The sequence below is a fragment of the Klebsiella sp. KE9456 genome, assembly GCF_043832615.1.
GTDB lineage: Bacteria > Pseudomonadota > Gammaproteobacteria > Enterobacterales > Enterobacteriaceae > Klebsiella > Klebsiella indica.
This window is the reverse complement of the sequence record NZ_JBDYQK010000017.1, coordinates 1-18641: the sequence shown is the minus strand read 5'-3', so window position 1 is coordinate 18641 and position 18641 is coordinate 1. Positions and strand designations below refer to the sequence as shown.

The 18641-nt window shown below is 55.1% G+C and carries 18 protein-coding genes; 11 read left to right on the top strand and 7 right to left on the bottom strand.

All coding sequences use genetic code 11. From position 1 onward, the window contains the following. Positions 1 to 24: 24 nt before the first annotated feature. Positions 25 to 855, bottom strand: a complete 831-nt coding sequence (gene efeU / locus ABK821_RS17230) for an iron uptake transporter permease EfeU (RefSeq protein WP_138363210.1) — start codon at positions 853 to 855, stop codon at positions 25 to 27. A 273-nt stretch (positions 856 to 1128) separates the two neighbouring features. Between efeU and ABK821_RS17225 the strand changes: the two genes are divergently transcribed. Next, positions 1129 to 2313 (top strand): NupC/NupG family nucleoside CNT transporter, encoded by a 1185-nt coding sequence (locus tag ABK821_RS17225; protein WP_138363209.1) that lies wholly within the window; start codon positions 1129 to 1131, stop codon positions 2311 to 2313. A 108-nt stretch (positions 2314 to 2421) separates the two neighbouring features. Here ABK821_RS17225 and ABK821_RS17220 read toward each other — a convergent pair whose 3' ends face one another. After that, positions 2422 to 2856 (bottom strand): DUF3574 domain-containing protein, encoded by a 435-nt coding sequence (locus ABK821_RS17220; RefSeq protein ID WP_138363208.1) that lies wholly within the window; start codon positions 2854 to 2856, stop codon positions 2422 to 2424. A 706-nt stretch (positions 2857 to 3562) separates the two neighbouring features. After that, positions 3563 to 5071, bottom strand: coding sequence for a sodium/proline symporter PutP (gene putP, locus ABK821_RS17215; protein ID WP_343179152.1), 1509 nt, complete (start codon positions 5069 to 5071; stop codon positions 3563 to 3565). A 423-nt stretch (positions 5072 to 5494) separates the two neighbouring features. On the opposite strand from putP, the gene putA reads away from it, so the two are divergent. After that, positions 5495 to 9457 (top strand): trifunctional transcriptional regulator/proline dehydrogenase/L-glutamate gamma-semialdehyde dehydrogenase, encoded by a 3963-nt coding sequence (gene putA, locus ABK821_RS17210; protein ID WP_343179151.1) that lies wholly within the window; start codon positions 5495 to 5497, stop codon positions 9455 to 9457. A gap of 53 nt (positions 9458 to 9510) precedes the next feature. On the opposite strand, the gene rutR is transcribed toward putA, so the two are convergent. Next, a complete protein-coding gene (gene rutR, locus ABK821_RS17205; protein WP_138362575.1) occupies positions 9511 to 10149 on the bottom strand; it encodes an HTH-type transcriptional regulator RutR in 639 nt (212 codons plus the stop codon). Positions 10150 to 10435: 286 nt separating this feature from the next. Between rutR and rutA the strand changes: the two genes are divergently transcribed. The 6 genes from rutA to rutF are packed head-to-tail and all read left to right on the top strand — an operon-like array spanning position 10436 to position 14513. Continuing rightward, positions 10436 to 11527: a pyrimidine utilization protein A gene (gene rutA / locus ABK821_RS17200; protein WP_138362576.1), complete on the top strand. Its 1092-nt coding sequence runs from the start codon at positions 10436 to 10438 to the stop codon at positions 11525 to 11527. Continuing rightward, positions 11527 to 12237, top strand: coding sequence for a pyrimidine utilization protein B (gene rutB, locus ABK821_RS17195; RefSeq protein WP_138362577.1), 711 nt, complete (start codon positions 11527 to 11529; stop codon positions 12235 to 12237). The genes rutA and rutB overlap by 1 nt, the downstream gene beginning before the upstream one ends. Next, positions 12230 to 12622, top strand: a complete 393-nt coding sequence (rutC, locus tag ABK821_RS17190) for a pyrimidine utilization protein C (RefSeq protein ID WP_138362578.1) — start codon at positions 12230 to 12232, stop codon at positions 12620 to 12622. The genes rutB and rutC overlap by 8 nt, the downstream gene beginning before the upstream one ends. Continuing rightward, entirely contained in the window at positions 12619 to 13422 is an 804-nt protein-coding gene (gene rutD, locus ABK821_RS17185; RefSeq protein ID WP_138362579.1) for a pyrimidine utilization protein D, read from the top strand. The genes rutC and rutD overlap by 4 nt, the downstream gene beginning before the upstream one ends. Then, positions 13419 to 14009 (top strand): malonic semialdehyde reductase, encoded by a 591-nt coding sequence (locus ABK821_RS17180; protein WP_138362580.1) that lies wholly within the window; start codon positions 13419 to 13421, stop codon positions 14007 to 14009. Before rutD ends, ABK821_RS17180 begins: the two co-directional genes overlap by 4 nt. A 9-nt stretch (positions 14010 to 14018) precedes the next feature. Continuing rightward, on the top strand, positions 14019 to 14513 hold the full coding sequence (gene rutF / locus ABK821_RS17175) for an NADH-dependent FMN reductase RutF (protein WP_138362581.1): 495 nt from the start codon (positions 14019 to 14021) through the stop codon (positions 14511 to 14513). Between the two features lie 251 nt (positions 14514 to 14764). On the opposite strand, the gene ABK821_RS17170 is transcribed toward rutF, so the two are convergent. Continuing rightward, a complete protein-coding gene (locus tag ABK821_RS17170; RefSeq protein WP_138362582.1) occupies positions 14765 to 14938 on the bottom strand; it encodes a general stress protein in 174 nt (57 codons plus the stop codon). A gap of 543 nt (positions 14939 to 15481) precedes the next feature. Here ABK821_RS17170 and wrbA point away from each other — a divergent pair. Together wrbA and ABK821_RS17160 are read left to right on the top strand one after the other, a co-directional pair. After that, positions 15482 to 16078 carry an NAD(P)H:quinone oxidoreductase gene (gene wrbA / locus ABK821_RS17165; protein ID WP_138362583.1) on the top strand — a complete coding sequence of 199 codons (597 nt, stop codon included), beginning with the start codon at positions 15482 to 15484 and terminating at the stop codon, positions 16076 to 16078. Between the two features lie 19 nt (positions 16079 to 16097). Further along, on the top strand, positions 16098 to 16325 hold the full coding sequence (locus ABK821_RS17160; protein WP_138362584.1) for a YccJ family protein: 228 nt from the start codon (positions 16098 to 16100) through the stop codon (positions 16323 to 16325). A 150-nt stretch (positions 16326 to 16475) separates the two neighbouring features. On the opposite strand, the gene agp is transcribed toward ABK821_RS17160, so the two are convergent. Continuing rightward, a complete protein-coding gene (gene agp / locus ABK821_RS17155; protein ID WP_138362585.1) occupies positions 16476 to 17723 on the bottom strand; it encodes a bifunctional glucose-1-phosphatase/inositol phosphatase in 1248 nt (415 codons plus the stop codon). A gap of 447 nt (positions 17724 to 18170) precedes the next feature. Between agp and ABK821_RS17150 the strand changes: the two genes are divergently transcribed. Next, a complete protein-coding gene (locus ABK821_RS17150) occupies positions 18171 to 18293 on the top strand; it encodes a small membrane protein (protein WP_138362586.1) in 123 nt (40 codons plus the stop codon). Between the two features lie 131 nt (positions 18294 to 18424). On the opposite strand, the gene ABK821_RS17145 is transcribed toward ABK821_RS17150, so the two are convergent. Further along, positions 18425 to 18641 (bottom strand): hypothetical protein (locus ABK821_RS17145; RefSeq protein ID WP_395034001.1); only part of this gene is annotated, 217 nt, incomplete at its 5' end.

The window sequence follows — 18641 nt, the reverse complement described above, 5'->3', positions numbered from 1 at the left end:
ACTATATAAATCCGCGATGCCCGACTAAGCGACACGTGATGCGGTGGTTTTATTGCCCGACGGCAGAATGAACAGCACCAGCGCCGGGATCAGATAGATAAAGTAGACCGCCACTTCGCTGATGGTCGGCGTTTCCTGATAGCCAAAAATCCCTTCCAGCAGAGTACCAAACAGCGTGTGTGTCGAAATAACGTTGCTCAGATCGAAGGCAACGTCCTGGAAATAGTTCCATAATCCCGCTTCATGGAATGCGCGGATGGCGCCTGCGGCCAGGCCGGCTGCCACCAGCAAAATAAACAGGCTGGTCCACTTGAAAAAGAGACCGAGATTCATGCGGATGCCGCCCCAGTAGAGCAGGAATCCCAATACAATTGCCATCGCCAGGCCCAGCATCGCGCCGACAGGCGGCCAGATCCCCACATCCTGCTGAAACGCCGCCAGCAGGAAAAACACCGATTCCAGCCCTTCGCGCGCAACGGCGAAAAACACCATCATCACCAGCGCCCAGCCGTGGTTATTCCCGCGCTGAAGCGCATTGTCGACCGCCTCTTCAAGCTGTTGTTTCACGTTGCGCGACACTTTCCGCATCCAGAACACCATCCAGGTCAGGATGCACACCGCCACTACCGCCACGATGCCTTCAAACAGCTCCTGTTGACGCTGTGGAAATTCGCCGGTCGTTTCGTTGATAAAAATTCCCAGCCCCAGACACAGCGCCGCCGCGAGAAACACCCCGACCCACATTACGCCAATCCAGTTACCACGCTGTGTGCGTTTGAGATAGCTGGCAATCAGGCTGACAATCAGCGCAGCCTCCAGACCTTCACGTAACATGATGAGAAATGGGACAAACATGCCTACATCCTTAAGTGTGTATTACCGTCAGCAGATGCAAAGATAAGTAAATATTTATGATAGTGATTATCATTACAAAAACCAGAAACACAAGCGAAATGTGTACAAAATGATGATGATTTGTAAATTACCCGCTAGCAAATAATGACTTGCAGAATCATCACGCGGTCGCGGAGACCCGCAGCCGGATAAAGGAATTTTTTGCGCCAGATATTTACCCCGCCTGCAGGCTGTGGCTAAATGTCCGCCTTATTTACCTTCGAAATGAACAACATGACTCAATTCTTGCACTTCCTGCTGGCGCTGGTGGTGATCCTTGCCCTCGCCTGGCTCGCCAGTTACGACCGTAAAAAAATCCGCATTCGCTATGTTATCCAGTTAATTGTTATAGAAATTGCGCTGGCTTTCTTTTTTCTTCATGCCGAAAGCGGCCTGTGGCTAGTGAGAAATATCGCCACTTTCTTTGAATCTCTGCTTCATTTTGCCGCAGAAGGGACCAACTTTGTATTTGGCGGCATGAGTGAAAAAGGCCTGGCGTTTATTTTCCTCGGCGTGCTTTGCCCAATTGTGTTTATCTCAGCGCTGATTGGTATTCTTCAGCACTGGCGTGTTCTGCCAATTTTCATTCGCCTGATTGGTACCCTGCTGTCGAAAATTAACGGTATGGGCAAACTGGAATCCTTTAACGCGGTCAGCTCGCTGATCCTCGGACAATCAGAAAACTTCATTGCCTATAAAGGCGTCCTTGGCGACCTCTCATCACGCCGTCTGTTTACCATGTCGGCCACCGCAATGTCGACCGTTTCCTTGTCGATTGTCGGCGCCTATATGAGTATGCTTGATGCGAAATATGTCGTTGCGGCGCTGATTCTGAATATGTTCAGCACCTTTATTGTGCTGTCGATAATTAACCCCACTCGCCCTGGCAGTGAGGAAGAGATAAAACTGGAAAAACTGCATGAATCCCAGAGTTTCTTTGAAATGCTCGGCGAATATATTCTTGCTGGTTTTAAAGTGGCGATGATTATTCTGGCGATGCTGATTGGCTTTATTGCCTTAATTAGCGCGATTAATGCCTTGTTCGCCACCCTGTTTGGCCTGAGCTTCCAGCAGCTCCTTGGCTACGTTTTTTATCCGCTGGCGTGGCTGATTGGGATTCCGCTAAGCGATGCGCTTAACGCAGGCGCTATTATGGCAACCAAACTGGTCGCCAATGAGTTTGTCGCCATGATTGAACTACAAAAAATCGCCGCCAGCATGACACCGCGCGGACTGGGTATTTTGTCGGTCTTCCTGGTCTCTTTCGCCAACTTCGCCTCTATCGGCATTATTGCCGGCGCGATCAAAGGACTGAATGAGCAACAAGGGAATATTGTTTCCCGCTTTGGCTTGCGTCTGGTGTATGGCGCAACGCTGGTCAGCCTGCTCTCTGCCAGCTTCGCGGGGCTGGTGCTGTAACCGCAAGTCCCGGTTTCCCCGGTCAACGCGACCGGGGGATCTGGCGACCACATCGCCCATGCCCGGTCAGCGCGGGCCGCTAGCGGGCGATATAACAAAGGCGTCCCCCTAAAAGTGAACGCAGACCGGTTGATCGACACGCATCACTGACTCCTGCGCAAAGCGTGATTTATAGATCGTGCGTAACGCCTCAATCCCCTCCTCACTCTTATCCTCTTTGCCATGAATCAACATCAGCGCCCTGCTCTGCTCGCGCGCAACGGCGCCGTCATGGCCCAGCCACTGACCGCGGGCATCAAATACCGTCAGACCATCGCGAAAACGCGGCGTCACGTCGCGATCAACGAACTGCTGCCACTCCTGAGCGGTGATATCTTTTCCTGCCGGACGGCTTAAACCGAAATAAAGCGTCGTCTGAATCATGCTGTTCTCCGCCGGGCAAGCGCTGGTATCCGCTATCGACGAGGTTTTCGCGGCAGGTGCCACGCAGCCGCTTAAAATCCCTGCCAAAACCAGTGCCATCGCACCTTGTCTGAAATTCATTTTGCTATCCTCTATTGTTATTCGAGCTGAGATATCAGCGTATTTTCAAAGAATTAGCAAGAGGCTGAGATAAAACAAAGCCCGCATAACGCGCAATGCCGTTCACTTAAGCAAATCATCGGTGTTGTCTTTTGTTTTATTTGCCTGTGGCAATCGCATTATCGGTGGTTTAAACGAAAATCTGATTCAGTTGATTCGCTTACTGAGCTGATACGGGCTGAAATATAAAGGATATAACCTTTTTATAATTTTCAGCCTCTGAAAAGCCACTGACGAATAACGGACTCACCGCATGGGGGTTGGGCGCATCAAGGAAACCTGGCGGGAACGCAGGCGCGCATCCAGGACTGGCCGCCAGGACGGCGGCCAGAGGGCGGGTCGAGACAGGGACGTCGAGTCCCGCCCGGTCCGCCAGATGAAGCCGGAGTGGAGCGGACCGCGCAGCGGCAGGTTTTCAGCGCAATGCCGGGGGTGCAGGGGGACGGGCGAAACGTCCCCCTGCCCGTTCACACGCTGTGGATATAACGAATATCCGCGAATTTATCGTGAACGGAACAGACCACGGAATCTGAATGGGCGAAAACGAAAAATGCCATTTTCGCCATAACCACCGATTAACAGAACCGCTCAGCCAGCCATAAACACAACTGACACCCCTTAACTGACCCGCATTGCGCATAACGCGGGCGCAGGTCAGTACTGAGGATTATTCTGCGGTCGCGGATTGCGGCGGCGCGGAGTGATAATGCGCGTCCGCTTCGGCAAAGCGTCTTTGCATCTCAGCGGAGGGGGCGCTCCCCAGCAGACTAAAGACCACAATGCCCAGACTGCCGAAAATGAAACCCGGAATGATTTCATACAAACCCAGCCAGCCGAATTGTTTCCAGACGATCACGGTCAACGCGCCGATAATCATCCCGGCCAGCGCGCCATTACGCGTCATACGCGACCACATCACTGAGAACAGCACCACCGGGCCAAACGCCGCGCCGAAGCCAGCCCAGGCATAGCTCACCAGACCCAGTACCCGATTCTCCGGGTTTGCAGCCAGGGCGATAGACACCAGCGCAACCAGCAACACCATAAAGCGCCCCACCCATACCAGCTCTTGCTGACCGGCATTTTTACGCAGAAACGCTTTATACAAATCTTCGGTAATCGCGCTGGAGCACACCAGCAGCTGGCAGCTCAGCGTCGACATCACCGCCGCCAGAATCGCCGATAACAGGATCCCCGCAATCCACGGGTTGAATAAAATTTGCGCCAGTTCAATAAAGACGCGTTCAGCATTCTGATTCACTGCGCCGGCCACTCCCGGATGAGTGGTGAAATAAGCGATACCAAAGAAACCGACGGCAACAGCCCCCGCCAGGCAGAGAATCATCCAGGTCATGCTGATACGACGCGCGTGTACAATACTGTGGTGGGAGTCCGCCGCCATAAAACGCGCCAGGATATGCGGCTGACCAAAATAGCCTAGCCCCCAGCCCATCAAAGAGATAATCGCCACAACGTTCAGCCCCTTGAGCATATCAATATTCTCAATGCTCTTTTGCTTAATCACTTCCAGCGAATCACCAAAACTGCCGACGGAAATGATCACCATTATCGGCGTCAGCAGCAGAGCGAATATCATCAGGCTGGCCTGGACGGTATCGGTCCAGCTCACCGCAAGGAATCCCCCGACGAAAGTATACACAATGGTTGCCGCCGCCCCCGCCCACAGCGCGGTTTCGTAGCTCATCCCGAAGGTACTTTCAAACAACCGGGCACCGGCCACAATGCCGGAAGCACAATAAATGGTGAAAAACAGCAAAATCACCAGCGCCGAAATAATTCGCAGCACACGACTGGTATCTTCAAAACGGCCGGTGAAATAATCCGGCAGCGTCAGGGCGTTATTATTAACCTCGGTATGCACGCGTAAACGCCCTGCCACCAGTTTCCAGTTGATCCACGCGCCCAGCGTCAGACCAATGGCGATCCAGCTTTCGGAAATACCGGAAATAAATATCGCGCCTGGCAGCCCCATCAGCAGCCAACCGCTCATATCGGAAGCCCCGGCGGAGAGCGCCGTGACAAATGGGCCGAGACTACGGCCACCGAGAATATAATCATCGAAATTTCTGGTGGAACGCCAGGCAATAAAACCGATAAGAACCATACCAAAAATATAAACAATAAAAGTCACTAACATGGGTGTGCTAATAGCCATGTAAAAATCTCCAGAATTTTTGTCGACAGCGTCCAAATTTGTCGTTTTTCCATTACCGGAACGGGGTAATGGCATATTGGTTGTATTGGGCGACCGTATCCTGACGGAAGCTTTGTTTTTTCACAAACGATTTAACACAGCATTTACACGAAATGCCTCCGGGGCCAAACTCCATTTTGTTATAGGTTGCACTCTCTCACGTTTTTATCGGTTGCACCATGAAAAAGTGTTAAGTCACGCAGACAAAAACCTTATCCATAAGGGATAAATCTGCGTAATTTTCATTATATTTTTTAACAAATGAGGCATTTTTCTGCCCGCAACACAATTCTCAATTAACAAGGTTGCACAAAGTTGCAACATGGTGGATATTTCTACGCAACCGCATAACGACACTGATAATCTATTGCAGGAGTTCCTGATATGGGCACCACCACCATGGGTGTAAAACTGGACGAAGCGACGCGCGAACGTATTAAATCCGCGGCAAGCCGTATTGACCGCACGCCACACTGGTTGATTAAACAGGCCATCTTCAACTATCTGGAAAAGCTGGAAAGCGACCAGGCGTTGCCGGAACTTTCGGGAAGGTTTTCCGGTGAGGTTAATGAAGGTGAAGAAGCCGGTACGCCAGGCGATGAGCCTTATCAGCCGTTCCTTGAATTCGCCGAGCAGATCCTGCCGCAATCCGTCTCTCGCGCCGCGATTACCGCCGCCTGGCGGCGGGCCGAAACCGATGCCGTACCGATGCTGCTGGAGCAGGCCCGTCTGCCGCAGAATCTGAGCGAACAGACACATAAGCTCGCTTATCAACTGGCAGAAAAACTACGTAATCAAAAAACCGCCAGCGGCCGCGCCGGGATGGTGCAGAGTCTGTTACAGGAATTTTCACTCTCCTCACAGGAGGGCGTCGCGCTAATGTGCCTGGCAGAGGCTCTGCTGCGTATTCCCGATAAAGCCACCCGCGATGCGCTGATCCGCGACAAAATCAGCAACGGCAACTGGCAGTCGCATATTGGCCGTAGCCCCTCGTTGTTCGTCAACGCCGCCACCTGGGGACTGCTGTTTACCGGCAGACTGGTTTCCACCCATAATGAAACCAGCCTGTCGCGCTCGCTGAACCGCATTATCGGTAAGAGCGGCGAACCTTTGATCCGCAAAGGCGTCGATATGGCCATGCGCCTGATGGGCGAGCAGTTCGTCACCGGGGAAACTATCGCTGAAGCGCTGGCTAACGCCCGTAAGCTGGAAGATAAAGGCTTCCGTTACTCCTACGATATGCTGGGCGAAGCGGCGCTGACCGCCGCCGACGCGCAGGCCTATATGGTCTCCTACCAGCAGGCGATCCATGCCATCGGCAAAGCCTCAAACGGGCGCGGCATTTATGAAGGACCGGGCATTTCAATCAAACTCTCCGCACTGCACCCCCGCTACAGCCGCGCCCAGTACGACCGCGCGATGGAGGAGCTTTACCCCCGGCTGAAGTCCCTGACCCTGCTGGCGCGCCAGTACGATATCGGCATCAATATCGACGCCGAGGAGGCCGATCGTCTGGAGATCTCACTCGACCTGCTGGAAAAACTCTGTTTTGAACCGGAACTGGCGGGATGGAATGGCATTGGTTTTGTTATTCAGGCCTACCAGAAACGCTGCCCGTTCGTCATTGACTACCTGATCGACCTTGCAACCCGTTGCCATCGTCGCCTGATGATCCGCCTGGTGAAAGGCGCCTACTGGGACAGCGAAATCAAACGCGCGCAGATGGACGGTCTCGAAGGCTATCCGGTCTATACCCGCAAGGTCTACACCGACGTCTCTTATCTGGCCTGCGCGAAAAAGCTGCTGGCGGCGCCGAACCTGATCTATCCGCAGTTCGCCACTCATAACGCCCATACCCTGGCGGCGATTTATCACCTGGCCGGACAGAACTACTATCCGGGACAATACGAATTCCAGTGCCTGCATGGCATGGGCGAACCGCTGTATGAGCAGGTCACCGGTAAGGTCGCTGATGGTAAACTCAACCGACCGTGCCGTATTTACGCCCCGGTCGGCACTCATGAGACGCTGCTGGCGTATCTGGTGCGCCGTCTGCTGGAGAACGGCGCTAACACCTCTTTTGTTAACCGTATTGCGGACAGCACGCTGCCGCTGGATGAACTGGTTGCCGATCCGGTTGCCGCCGTGGAAAAGCTGGCCCAGCAGGAAGGTCAGCCTGGCCTGCCGCATCCGAAAATCCCCCTGCCGCGCGATCTTTACGGCAAAGGGCGCAGCAACTCGGCCGGTCTGGATCTGACCAATGAACATCGACTGGCCTCCCTCTCCTCCTCTTTATTAAATAGCGCATTACATAAATGGCAGGCGCTGCCGATGCTGGAGCAGTCGGTTGCTGAAGGTGAGATGCAGGCGGTGATTAACCCGGCGGAACCAAAAGATATCGTCGGTTACGCGCGAGAAACCAGCGACGCTGAAGTTCAGCAGGCGCTGACCAGCGCGGTCAACCTTGCGCCAATCTGGTTCGCCACCCCACCGCAGGAGCGCGCGGCGATCCTCGAACGCGCAGCGGTATTGATGGAAGGCCAGATGCCGACCCTGATGGGTATCCTGGTGCGGGAAGCCGGCAAGACTTTCAGCAACGCCATTGCTGAAGTACGCGAAGCGGTAGATTTCCTCCACTATTATGCGGGTCAGGTCCGCGACGATTTTGATAACGAAACCCATCGCCCGCTGGGGCCGGTGGTGTGTATCAGCCCGTGGAACTTCCCGCTGGCGATATTTACCGGACAGATTGCCGCCGCGCTGGCGGCAGGCAATACCGTGCTGGCGAAACCCGCCGAACAGACGCCGCTTATCGCTGCCCGGGGCGTGGCGATCCTGCTGGAGGCTGGCGTACCACCGGGCGTTATTCAGCTATTGCCGGGCCGCGGGGAGACCGTCGGCGCCGCGTTGACTGCCGATGAACGGGTGCGCGGCGTCATGTTTACCGGCTCAACCGACGTCGCCACCCTGCTGCAACGCAATATCGCCAGCCGCCTTGATACGCAGGGTCGGCCAACTCCGCTGATTGCCGAAACCGGCGGGATGAACGCGATGATCGTTGACTCTTCCGCCTTAACCGAGCAGGTGGTGATCGATGTACTTGCCTCGGCGTTCGACAGCGCCGGTCAGCGCTGCTCCGCTTTGCGGGTGCTCTGTCTGCAGGAGGAGATTGCCGACCATACGCTGACCATGCTGCGCGGCGCGATGGCCGAGTGCCGGATGGGCAATCCCGGCCGCCTGACGACCGATATCGGGCCGGTGATTGATGCAGAAGCCAAAGAGAACATTGAGCGTCATATCCAGGCGCTGCGGGGCAAAGGACGAACCGTCTTCCAGGCGGTGCGTGAAAACAGCGAGGATTCCCGCGAGTGGGACACCGGCACTTTTGTGCCGCCAACGCTGATTGAACTCGACAGCGTCGATGAGCTGAAAAAAGAGGTCTTCGGCCCGGTCCTGCACGTGGTGCGTTATCACCGCAACGAACTGGATCAGTTGCTTGAGCAGATTAACGCCTCCGGCTACGGCCTGACCCTGGGCGTGCATACCCGCATTGACGAAACGATCGCCCAGGTCACCGGTAGCGCCCATGTCGGCAACCTGTATGTCAACCGCAATATGGTCGGCGCCGTGGTCGGCGTACAGCCATTTGGCGGCGAAGGGCTATCGGGCACCGGTCCGAAAGCCGGCGGCCCGCTGTATCTCTACCGCCTGCTCGCCTGCCGTCCGCAAAACGCCGTCGGGATCACCCTCGCCCGCCAGGATGCGGAGTACCCGCTGGATGCGCAGTTGAAAACGCTGCTGGAAAAACCCTTGCTCGCGCTACAGCAGTGGGCGGCGGATCGCCCGGAATTGCAGTCTCTGTGCCAGCAGTTCGCCGAACAGGCGCAGGCCGGGACTCAGCGCCTGCTGCCAGGCCCCACCGGCGAACGCAACACCCTGACCTTTATGCCGCGCAATCGCGTGCTGTGCGTGGCCGATAATGAGCAGGATGCGTTAACTCAGTTAGCGGGCGTAACCGCAGTCGGTTGTGAAGTACTGTGGCCTGACGCGCCTCTGCAGCGCGAGCTGGCGAAAAAACTGCCGCCTGACGTCAGCGAACGGATCCACTTTGCAAAAGCGGAAACCCTGACGGCCCAGCCTTTCGATGCGGTTATTTATCACGGCGACTCCGATCAGTTGCGTGAGCTGTGCGAGCAGGTCGCGGCGCGCGAGGGAGCCATTATTTCGGTGCAGGGGTTCGCCCGTGGTGACAGCAATCTGCTGCTGGAACGCCTCTATATTGAACGTTCACTCAGCGTCAATACCGCCGCCGCAGGCGGCAACGCCAGTCTGATGACCATTGGCTAAGGTTGTTTCCCGTAGGCGGCGCGGCGCATCTGTCGCACAGCGCCGCCCGTCAATTAACGCACGCGAATACCGTCGAGAATCATCCGCTGCACGTTGTCAACGGTCTGCTGAAAAAACGCCTCATCGCGAAGCGTCGCGCCGGTTATCGCCTCAACCTGGGTGGCGAAGTCAGCATAATGTTGAGTTGTTGCCCAAATCATAAAGATCAAATGCTGAGGATCAACAGGAGCAAGTTTACCGCTCTCAACCCAGCGGGAAATAATCGCCGACTTCTCATCCACCAGCGCTTTCAAATCGCCGGTAAGTTCTGCCATCAGCAACGGCGCGCCCTGAAGCATTTCAAGACAAAACAGCCTCGACGCCTCAGGGTGGTCGCGGGATACCTCCAGCTTAAGGCGAATATATTCACCGATAGCGACCAGCGGACTGATATCTTCGCGAAAAGCTTTCAGCGGCATTAGCCAGATAGCCAGAATCTGCTGCAGCACGGCGATATACAGCGCCTCTTTTGACGGGTAGTAATAGAGCATATTGGTTTTCGATACCCCGGCCAGCTCAGCCACCTGTTCAAGGCGCGTACCGTGGATACCAAACTGCGAGAACGCGTCCAGCGCCGCAGCCAGAATAGCCGCTTTTTTCGCGCTCACCGCCTGTGAACGTTTACCGCTCTTTTTCACGGCGCCCTGTGCCATAGCTCATCTCCTTCTTTTCAGACCATCAGCATAACAAAAGCCCGGCGCCGACACGACTCTCTGCACTCCCATTGCGCACGACTGCGTTTTTTTCGTGCACTATTTTTGACCATTCAGTCCACTTTTATTGCTGCCATTTTAAGCAACTATATTGCAACACATTAATAACATTAACCTTTCAAAAACTGGCATCGTCTTTGCTTTATCTATAACGCGGGGTGACCGAGGAAGCTGCAGGATGCAACGCCGCGCGCCTTCTTGTTCAACGACATGCAGAGAGGTAGGTATGAAAATTGGTGTCTTCGTTCCGATCGGTAATAACGGCTGGCTGATTTCCACCCATGCTCCCCAGTACATGCCAACGTTCGAGCTCAATAAGGCCATCGTGCAAAAAGCCGAACATTACAACTTTGATTTCGCGCTCTCGATGATCAAACTGCGCGGCTTCGGCGGTAAAACCGAATTCTGGGATCATAACCTTGAATCCTTCACCCTGATGGCCGGGCTGGCGGCGGTGACCTCGCGTATCCAGATTTACGCCACCGCCGCCACGCTGACGTTGCCGCCGGCGATCGTCGCCCGCATGGCGTCCACTATTGATTCCATCTCCGGCGGTCGCTTTGGCGTCAATCTGGTGACCGGCTGGCAAAAACCGGAATATGAACAGATGGGCATGTGGCCGGGCGATGATTACTTCGCCAACCGCTATGACTATCTCACTGAGTATGTCCAGGTCCTGCGCGACCTGTGGGGGACCGGGCACAGCGACTTTAAAGGCGACTACTTCACCATGAACGACTGCCGCGTGAGTCCCCAGCCGTCGCAGCCGATGAAGGTGATCTGCGCCGGGCAAAGCGATGCGGGCATGGCGTTCTCCGCGAAATACGCTGACTACAACTTCTGCTTCGGCAAGGGGGTCAATACGCCCACCGCCTTTGCCCCCACCGCCGCCCGCATGATGAAAGCGGCGGAGGAAACGGGTCGCGATGTCGGCTCCTACGTGCTGTTTATGGTAATTGCCGACGAGACCGATGAAGCGGCCCGCGCCAAATGGGAACACTATAAAGCAGGCGCGGATGAAGAGGCTCTGGCATGGCTGACCGAGCAGAGTCAGAAAGACACCCGCTCCGGCAGCGATACCAACGTACGCCAGATGGCTGACCCCACTTCCGCTGTCAATATCAATATGGGCACCCTTGTCGGCTCCTATGCCAATGTTGCCCGCATGCTTGACGAAGTCGCGACCGTCCCCGGCACAGACGGCGTGCTGCTGACGTTTGATGATTTCCTTATCGGCATCGAAGCCTTTGGTCAGCGCATTCAGCCGCTGATGCGCTGCCGCGCCCCTGTTACCACAATGACTCAGGAGGTTGCCTGATGATTACCCTGCCTGCTCGCCCGGAATCCCTGACCTTTGCGCCGCAGCAAAGCGCGCTGATCGTGGTGGATATGCAGAACGCCTACGCCAGCAAAGGCGGCTATCTCGATCTCGCCGGGTTTGATGTGTCCGCCACCCAGCCGGTCATCGACAATATCAACACCGCCGTGGCCGCCGCCCGTGCCGCCGGAATGCTGATTATCTGGTTCCAGAACGGCTGGGACGACCAGTATGTTGAAGCGGGCGGTCCGGGCTCGCCAAATTTTCATAAATCCAACGCGCTGAAAACCATGCGTCAGAACCCGGAACTCCAGGGCAAGCTGCTGGCGAAAGGTGGCTGGGATTATCAACTGGTTGATCAGCTTATGCCGCAGCCCGGCGATATTGTGCTGCCGAAACCGCGCTACAGCGGCTTCTTCAATACCGCGCTCGACAGCATCCTGCGCAGCCGCGGCATTCGCCATCTGGTCTTTACCGGCATCGCCACCAACGTCTGCGTGGAATCCACCCTGCGAGATGGTTTCTTCCTCGAATATTTCGGCATCGTTCTGGAAGACGCAACTCACCAGGCCGGTCCGGCATTCGCTCAACAGGCGGCGCTGTTCAATATTGAAACCTTCTTTGGCTGGGTCAGCGATGTCGCCCGCTTCTGTGCGGCCCTTGACCCCGCCGCACCACTCTCATTCCCCGAGGAGAAACGTTATGCCTAAACACGTGATTATTCCGCCAGGCACCACCACGCCTATTGCACCATTTGTCCCCGGTACGCTGGCCGACGGTGTGGTTTATGTTTCCGGCACGCTGCCGTTTGATAAACAAAACAACGTGGTCTATATCGGCGACCCAAAGGCGCAAACCCGCCACGTACTGGAAACCATCAGGAGCGTTATCGAGACGGCGGGAGGCAGTATGGAGGATGTGACCTTCAACAGCATCTTTATCACCGACTGGAAAAACTACGCCGCGATTAACGAGGTCTACGCCGAATTTTTCCCCGGCGACAAACCGGCACGCTTCTGCATTCAGTGCGGACTGGTGAAGCCAGATGCACTGGTGGAAATCGCGACTGTAGCACATATCGGGAAACCCTCATGATCAAGCTGAATATTTCCCCGGCACCTTATCCGAACGCGCCGGTAGTGGTGCTGAGCGCCGGGCTCGGCGGCGCGGGCGGTTACTGGTTGCCGCAGCGAACGGCGCTGGAAGCACAGTACCAACTGGTGAGCTATGACCATAACGGCACCGGAGAAAACGGCGGTCCGCTACCGGCGGACTACAGCATGGCAACCATGGCGGAGGAGCTTTACGCCGCGCTGCAGGGAGCGGGAATTATGCGCTTCGTGCTGGTCGGTCATGCGCTGGGCGCGTTGATTGGTCTGCAACTGGCGCTTGATTATCCCGAAGCGATAAGCGCTCTGGTGCTGGTTAACGGCTGGCTGAAACTCTCCCCGCATACCCGCCGCTGTTTCCAGGTACGCGAACGATTGCTGCACGCCGGGGGCGTTCAGGCCTGGGTAGAAGCGCAGCCGCTGTTTCTCTATCCGGCAGAGTGGATGGCTTCTCGCCAGCCGCGTCTGGAGGCCGAAGATGCGCTCGCCATCAGCCATTTCCAGGGTAAAGATAATCTGTTGAAGCGGCTTAATGCCCTGAAGCAAGCCGACTTTTCACGCCGGGCGGCGGAAATAACCTGCCCGACATTCATTATCAGCGCAGCTGACGACCTGCTGGTGCCGGCCTCCTGTTCCCGCGTGCTGCAAGAGGCCATCCCCGGCAGCCAGCGGGTGGAAATGGCCTGGGGCGGCCACGCCTGCAACGTCACCGATACTGCCGCCTTTAACCCCATTTTATGTGACGGGCTGGCCACCATACTGCCTGCCGCGAAGGAGAATCTATGAGCGAAGCCATTAGCCGGGCGGCCTGTGCTACCCTGTTTACCGATGCCAGGACCCACAATGGCTGGCTGGATAAAGCGGTCACTGACGACAAGTTACATGAAATCTACGACCTGATGAAAATGGGGCCAACCTCGGCCAACTGCTCTCCGGCACGCATTGTTTTCGTCCGCACGCCGGAAGGGAAAGAAAAACTACGCCCGACCCTGTCGAGCGGCAATGTAGAGAAAACCATGAACGCCCCGGTCACCGCGATCGTAGCCTGGGACAGCGCCTTCTACGATCGGCTGCCGGAACTGTTTCCCCACGGCGACGCCCGCAGCTGGTTTACCTCCAGCCCGCAACTGGCGGAGGAGACCGCGTTTCGCAACAGCACATTGCAGGCGGCATATCTGATTTTCGCCTGCCGGGCGCTTGGCCTTGATACCGGGCCGATGTCGGGTTTTGACCGGGAAAAAGTGGATGCAGCGTTTTTTGCCGATGGCCGCTGGAAGAGTAATCTGCTGATTAATATCGGCTACGGCGATAGCAGCAAACTGTATGATCGCCTGCCACGTTTGCCCTTCGATGATGCCTGCCAGTTAGCATAAGGAGCCGGAATGTCCCTTGCCGATAAACAAAGCTTTCGCGATGCCATGGCGCATGTCGGGGCGGCGGTCAATATTATCACCACGGATGGTCCCGCCGGACGCGCGGGATTTACCGCCAGCGCCGTCTGTAGCGTGACCGATACGCCACCCACGCTGCTGGTGTGCCTGAACCGCTCGGCCTCAGTCTGGCCGGTATTCAGCCAGCACAAGACACTGTGCATCAATACGCTGGCCGCCGGACAGGAGGGATTATCGAATATATTTGGCGGCAAAACACCGATGACGGAGCGCTTCGCCGCCGCCGACTGGCAAACCGGCGTGACCGGCTGCCCGCGTCTGCAAGACGCGCTGGTCAGCTTCGATTGCTGTATTAGCCAGGTTGTCAGCGTCGGCACTCACGACATTCTGTTTTGCGAGGTGGCAGCAATTGTTCGCCACCCTGAGCCGCGCGGATTAATGTGGTTCGACCGAGGCTACCATACGCTGATGCGGCCAGCCTGTTAACCTTAACGCCAGGCTAACAGCGTAAGGCTGCATATGGTGTTTCGATTTTCTCGCAGACAGTGACACACGCGGTGCCGCCGTTACCATCGCACCTGGGCTATTCCCCTGTGACTATCATCCTTCCCCGACAGCACAGCATGTACCGGGGCCAGACGATCGACGAAATGGACGCCGCCGACGAAACGTCGGCGGCGAGGGTGATGAGTTCGTGTTCGGGATCTCCCCCATCAGCAAACAATCCGGTCAACGCACTAGCTATTGCGGCTACCGTGACTATTTTTCCCTCCTTTTTTGCCAGCTTCTGATGCGCGCTGGGGATCATTTTTGAAATTCCCCCCGCTATGCTGACCACCTTTACGACCTGCTTCTGATGCTCTTTCACGGTCTTCGGCAAAGTTGCCGGCACCGCCACGATGGTTTGCCATTACTGACCTCCACTTAGGTTATCTACCCTGACGCATTCAGGTTGCAGGATAAAAACGCCGGGGACGCGTTAGCCCCGAAATGGCCGCGTCACTCGCTGATGCGGTATCCCCTGAGCGCAAGGCCCGGAGATGAACGGCATCAACGCAGCCAATACCAGACAACCTGGCATATGACGGGTATGGACATCATATTGCATGAGGTGAATCTCAAGACTTTCGTCTCCGTAATACAGAGCACCGCCCTTTTCGTATCACGTGCCTTTAAGGTTAGCGAATGCGCGTCATGCTGACGGAACAGAGTCACATTCTGAAATAACTTTGCCAACACAATCTTTATTGTCCACCGGGTTATCCGCTAACCGCTTCTTATGGTTACGAAAAGAGCAAAGCAGAAAATGTATCATTTTGCGACAAAATCAATAATTCCAATTTTGTTATAAATCAAATAAATGATTGATGCATTTGCACTCCTCACCAGAGATCTTATCTTTAAAAGTAGCCAGTAAATTAACTGGTCCATAACGTAACCGAGGAGTGATGCAAATGGCTAAAATTCTGGTGCTTTATTATTCAATGTACGGACACATCGAGACCATGGCGCATGCTGTCGCCGAAGGGGCAAACAAAGTCGATGGCGTTGACGTGGTCGTGAAGCGCGTACCGGAAACCATGCAGGCGGAGGCGTTTGCCAAAGCAGGAGGAAAAACACAAAACGCTGCCGTTGCCACACCGCAGGAACTGGCAGAATATGATGCCATCATCTTCGGCACCCCAACCCGTTTCGGCAATATGTCCGGACAAATGCGCACGTTTCTCGATCAAACTGGCGGCCTGTGGGCGTCCGGTGCGCTGTACGGCAAACTGGCCAGCGTATTCAGTTCAACGGGCACCGGCGGCGGCCAGGAGCAGACGATCACCTCCACCTGGACCACCCTTGCCCATCACGGGATGATCATTGTGCCAATTGGTTACGGCGCTCAGGAACTGTTCGATATATCACAGGTTCGCGGCGGGACGCCTTACGGCGCCACCACTATCGCCGGGGGAGACGGTTCACGTCAACCGAGCGAGGAAGAGCTGGCGATTGCTCGCTATCAAGGTCAACATGTCGCAAGCCTGGCGGTTAAACTTCACGGTTAATCTTCAGCAGGAGGAAAGCATGCCGAATCAAGAAGCAAAATCCCACCACGTGGGCGAATGGGCACGTTTACGCAATACCTCTCCCGAAATTGCCGAGGCGATTTTTGAATTAGCCAATTACGATGAAAAAATAGCGGAGCAAATCTGGGAAGAAGGCAGCGATGACGTTTTGCCTCTCGCGTTCGCCAAAACCGACAAAGCGTCTCTGTTCTGGGGCGAACAGACCATCGAGCGTAAAAACGTCTGACGCGTTCGGCATGATTTACCTGGTTGTCTCCCCGGTAGCGCGACGGCTTACCGGGGTATCATGTGTGCATGGCCGCACCGCCATTACGGCGCGGCCATATTTTGTTGATGTTATAAAAAACCGGATGACTCCGGTTTTTTATAACACTGGTTATTTTATCGCCTCGGCCATCGCCTTCTTAAAGGTTTCCATCGGGCAGAAGCCGTTACCATCCACCGGACAACCGTTCAGCGCCAGCGTCACCCGCTGCGGCGGGGATTGCAGGGTCAGCGCCTCGGCATTACGCAGTTGCTCAGTGCTTTGATAAACATACTCAATCTTCATTAAATCACGATTGCCGCGCTTATCGTGCCAGCGCTGGAACACCAGCTTGCCGCCGATTGGCGTACGTTCGTACTGTTCAGGCAACTGATAAGCTTTAAAATCCAGCGCCGTCAGCAGCGAGGCGATATTGGAATCATGCCCCACCAGCAGCGTGACTTTCGCCGCTCTTTCCGCATCGCCCACCAGCGCGTTATCAATATATTTCACCAACGGTTTAGCGACGTTGCGCGCCACTTGCGGAGAGGTAAACAGACTATCCTGGTAGCCATTTTTCAGCTTAGAGAGCACTCGCCACTGCTGATCGCTTTTGATTTCCCCCCAGGCCACCTGATCTTTGGGGAAACCTTCGTAATATTGCAGTGTAAAAGCGTCAACCAGCGAATTGCCTACCTTCAGCGGACCGGATACGCCCGGCTCCTTCTGGTATTGGGCGCTGAAGGTATCTTTCCCGTCGCTTAGCGAGCACTGCTGCTTCTCTTTGCAGGAAGGGGAATGACGGTAATCCGTCATCGTCTCCAGTAATTTATAGCTTTCATCAAGCTGCATCCCCTGCCGCTCTTTCTCCATCGCCTGCACGGCTTTTTCTTTGAATGCGGCGGAATCGTCGGTGATCACCGGGTTAAAAGTTGGGTCCATGGTGCCCATTTTCTCCTGATGATGCACCGTCACGCCGCAGCCGGGAAAGGCGCCGGTAATGAAGAACTGCGCCGTGGCGACGGTTCGTTGCAGGCTATTGGCGTAAGCATAGACCGCGTTCTCCGGCGGACACTCACCGCTGGTCACCAGCCCCTGCTGCGCCAGCCATTCACGCATATAGTGCCCCATATAAACTTCAAGCACCCCACCCTTGGTGGTCAGTTGCCCGCCGGGAACATCCCACTGCGGCCACGGCTTCGGCGTGGATTGCTCCAGCACGCTGCCATTGTTCGCCAGCGGCGCGCGCAGGTTATGGCGGCTCATGATCAGCACCTGCTGAAGCTGGTACCCTTCCGGTGCGGCCTGTTCCTGCGCCTGAGCACCTGCCGACAGTAAAACGACGCCTGCCACTGCGGTGGCGAGTAGACTTTTTCTCATCCCTTAATCCTCAGTCAGTGATTATCATCGCCTTAATTGTGACAAATTTATGACATTTTTCCTGGCAATAGCTCGCAAAGTGAGGAAAGAAAGACCGCGTCCTCCTCCCCCACCGTAATGACTAATATCAGTAACATAACCGGGGTTTTTTAGGCTATTCCTGCCACTATGTTCAGAGGTGCTGAATCTGCCCCGTGGCATAACAGATGGTGCGCCGTGCCTGACCGGATTCACGGTGCGACATTCATCACCGCGCTCATCACTGTTCAATTAATGAGCAATCCGGCTTTACACTTTATGATTATTGATGTAAAAAATAATTTCAATATTTCACTGGTCTGCCACTTTTGTCTAACAAGTCGGGTTCTCTTTCAGATATTTCCCGATGTTATCATCCCTGCATCACTGTATTTTTTCTTCATGTTAAACAGACTATTAGGTTAATGTATGTCAGGTATCCTGCTCTTTATCGTCGCGGTGGTTTTGCTGGGTGTGGCCATTTACAGCCTGGTGTCCTACGTCAAGGATCGGCGTTCCGGACAACTGCCAACTCATAAGAAAAAGAAATAAAACATCCCCACTATTCTTACTCTCTGCCCCCTGTTATTCCTGGCAAACCGTTCCTCTGGCAAACAGTTACCGTTCGCGAAACAAAGTGAAAAACCACTATTGCTGCCGCAATGCAGGTCAGTTAAGGGCTGTCAGTTGTGTTTATGGCTGAGCGGTTCCGTTAATCGGTGGTTTAAACGAAAATCTGATTCGGTTGATTCACTTACTGATCTGATACTACGGGCTGAAATATAAAGGATATAACTTTTTTTATGATTTTCAGCCTCTGAAAAGCCACTGACGAATAACGGACTCACCGCATGGGGGTTGGGCGCATCAAGGAAACCTGGCGGGAACGCAGGCGCGCAT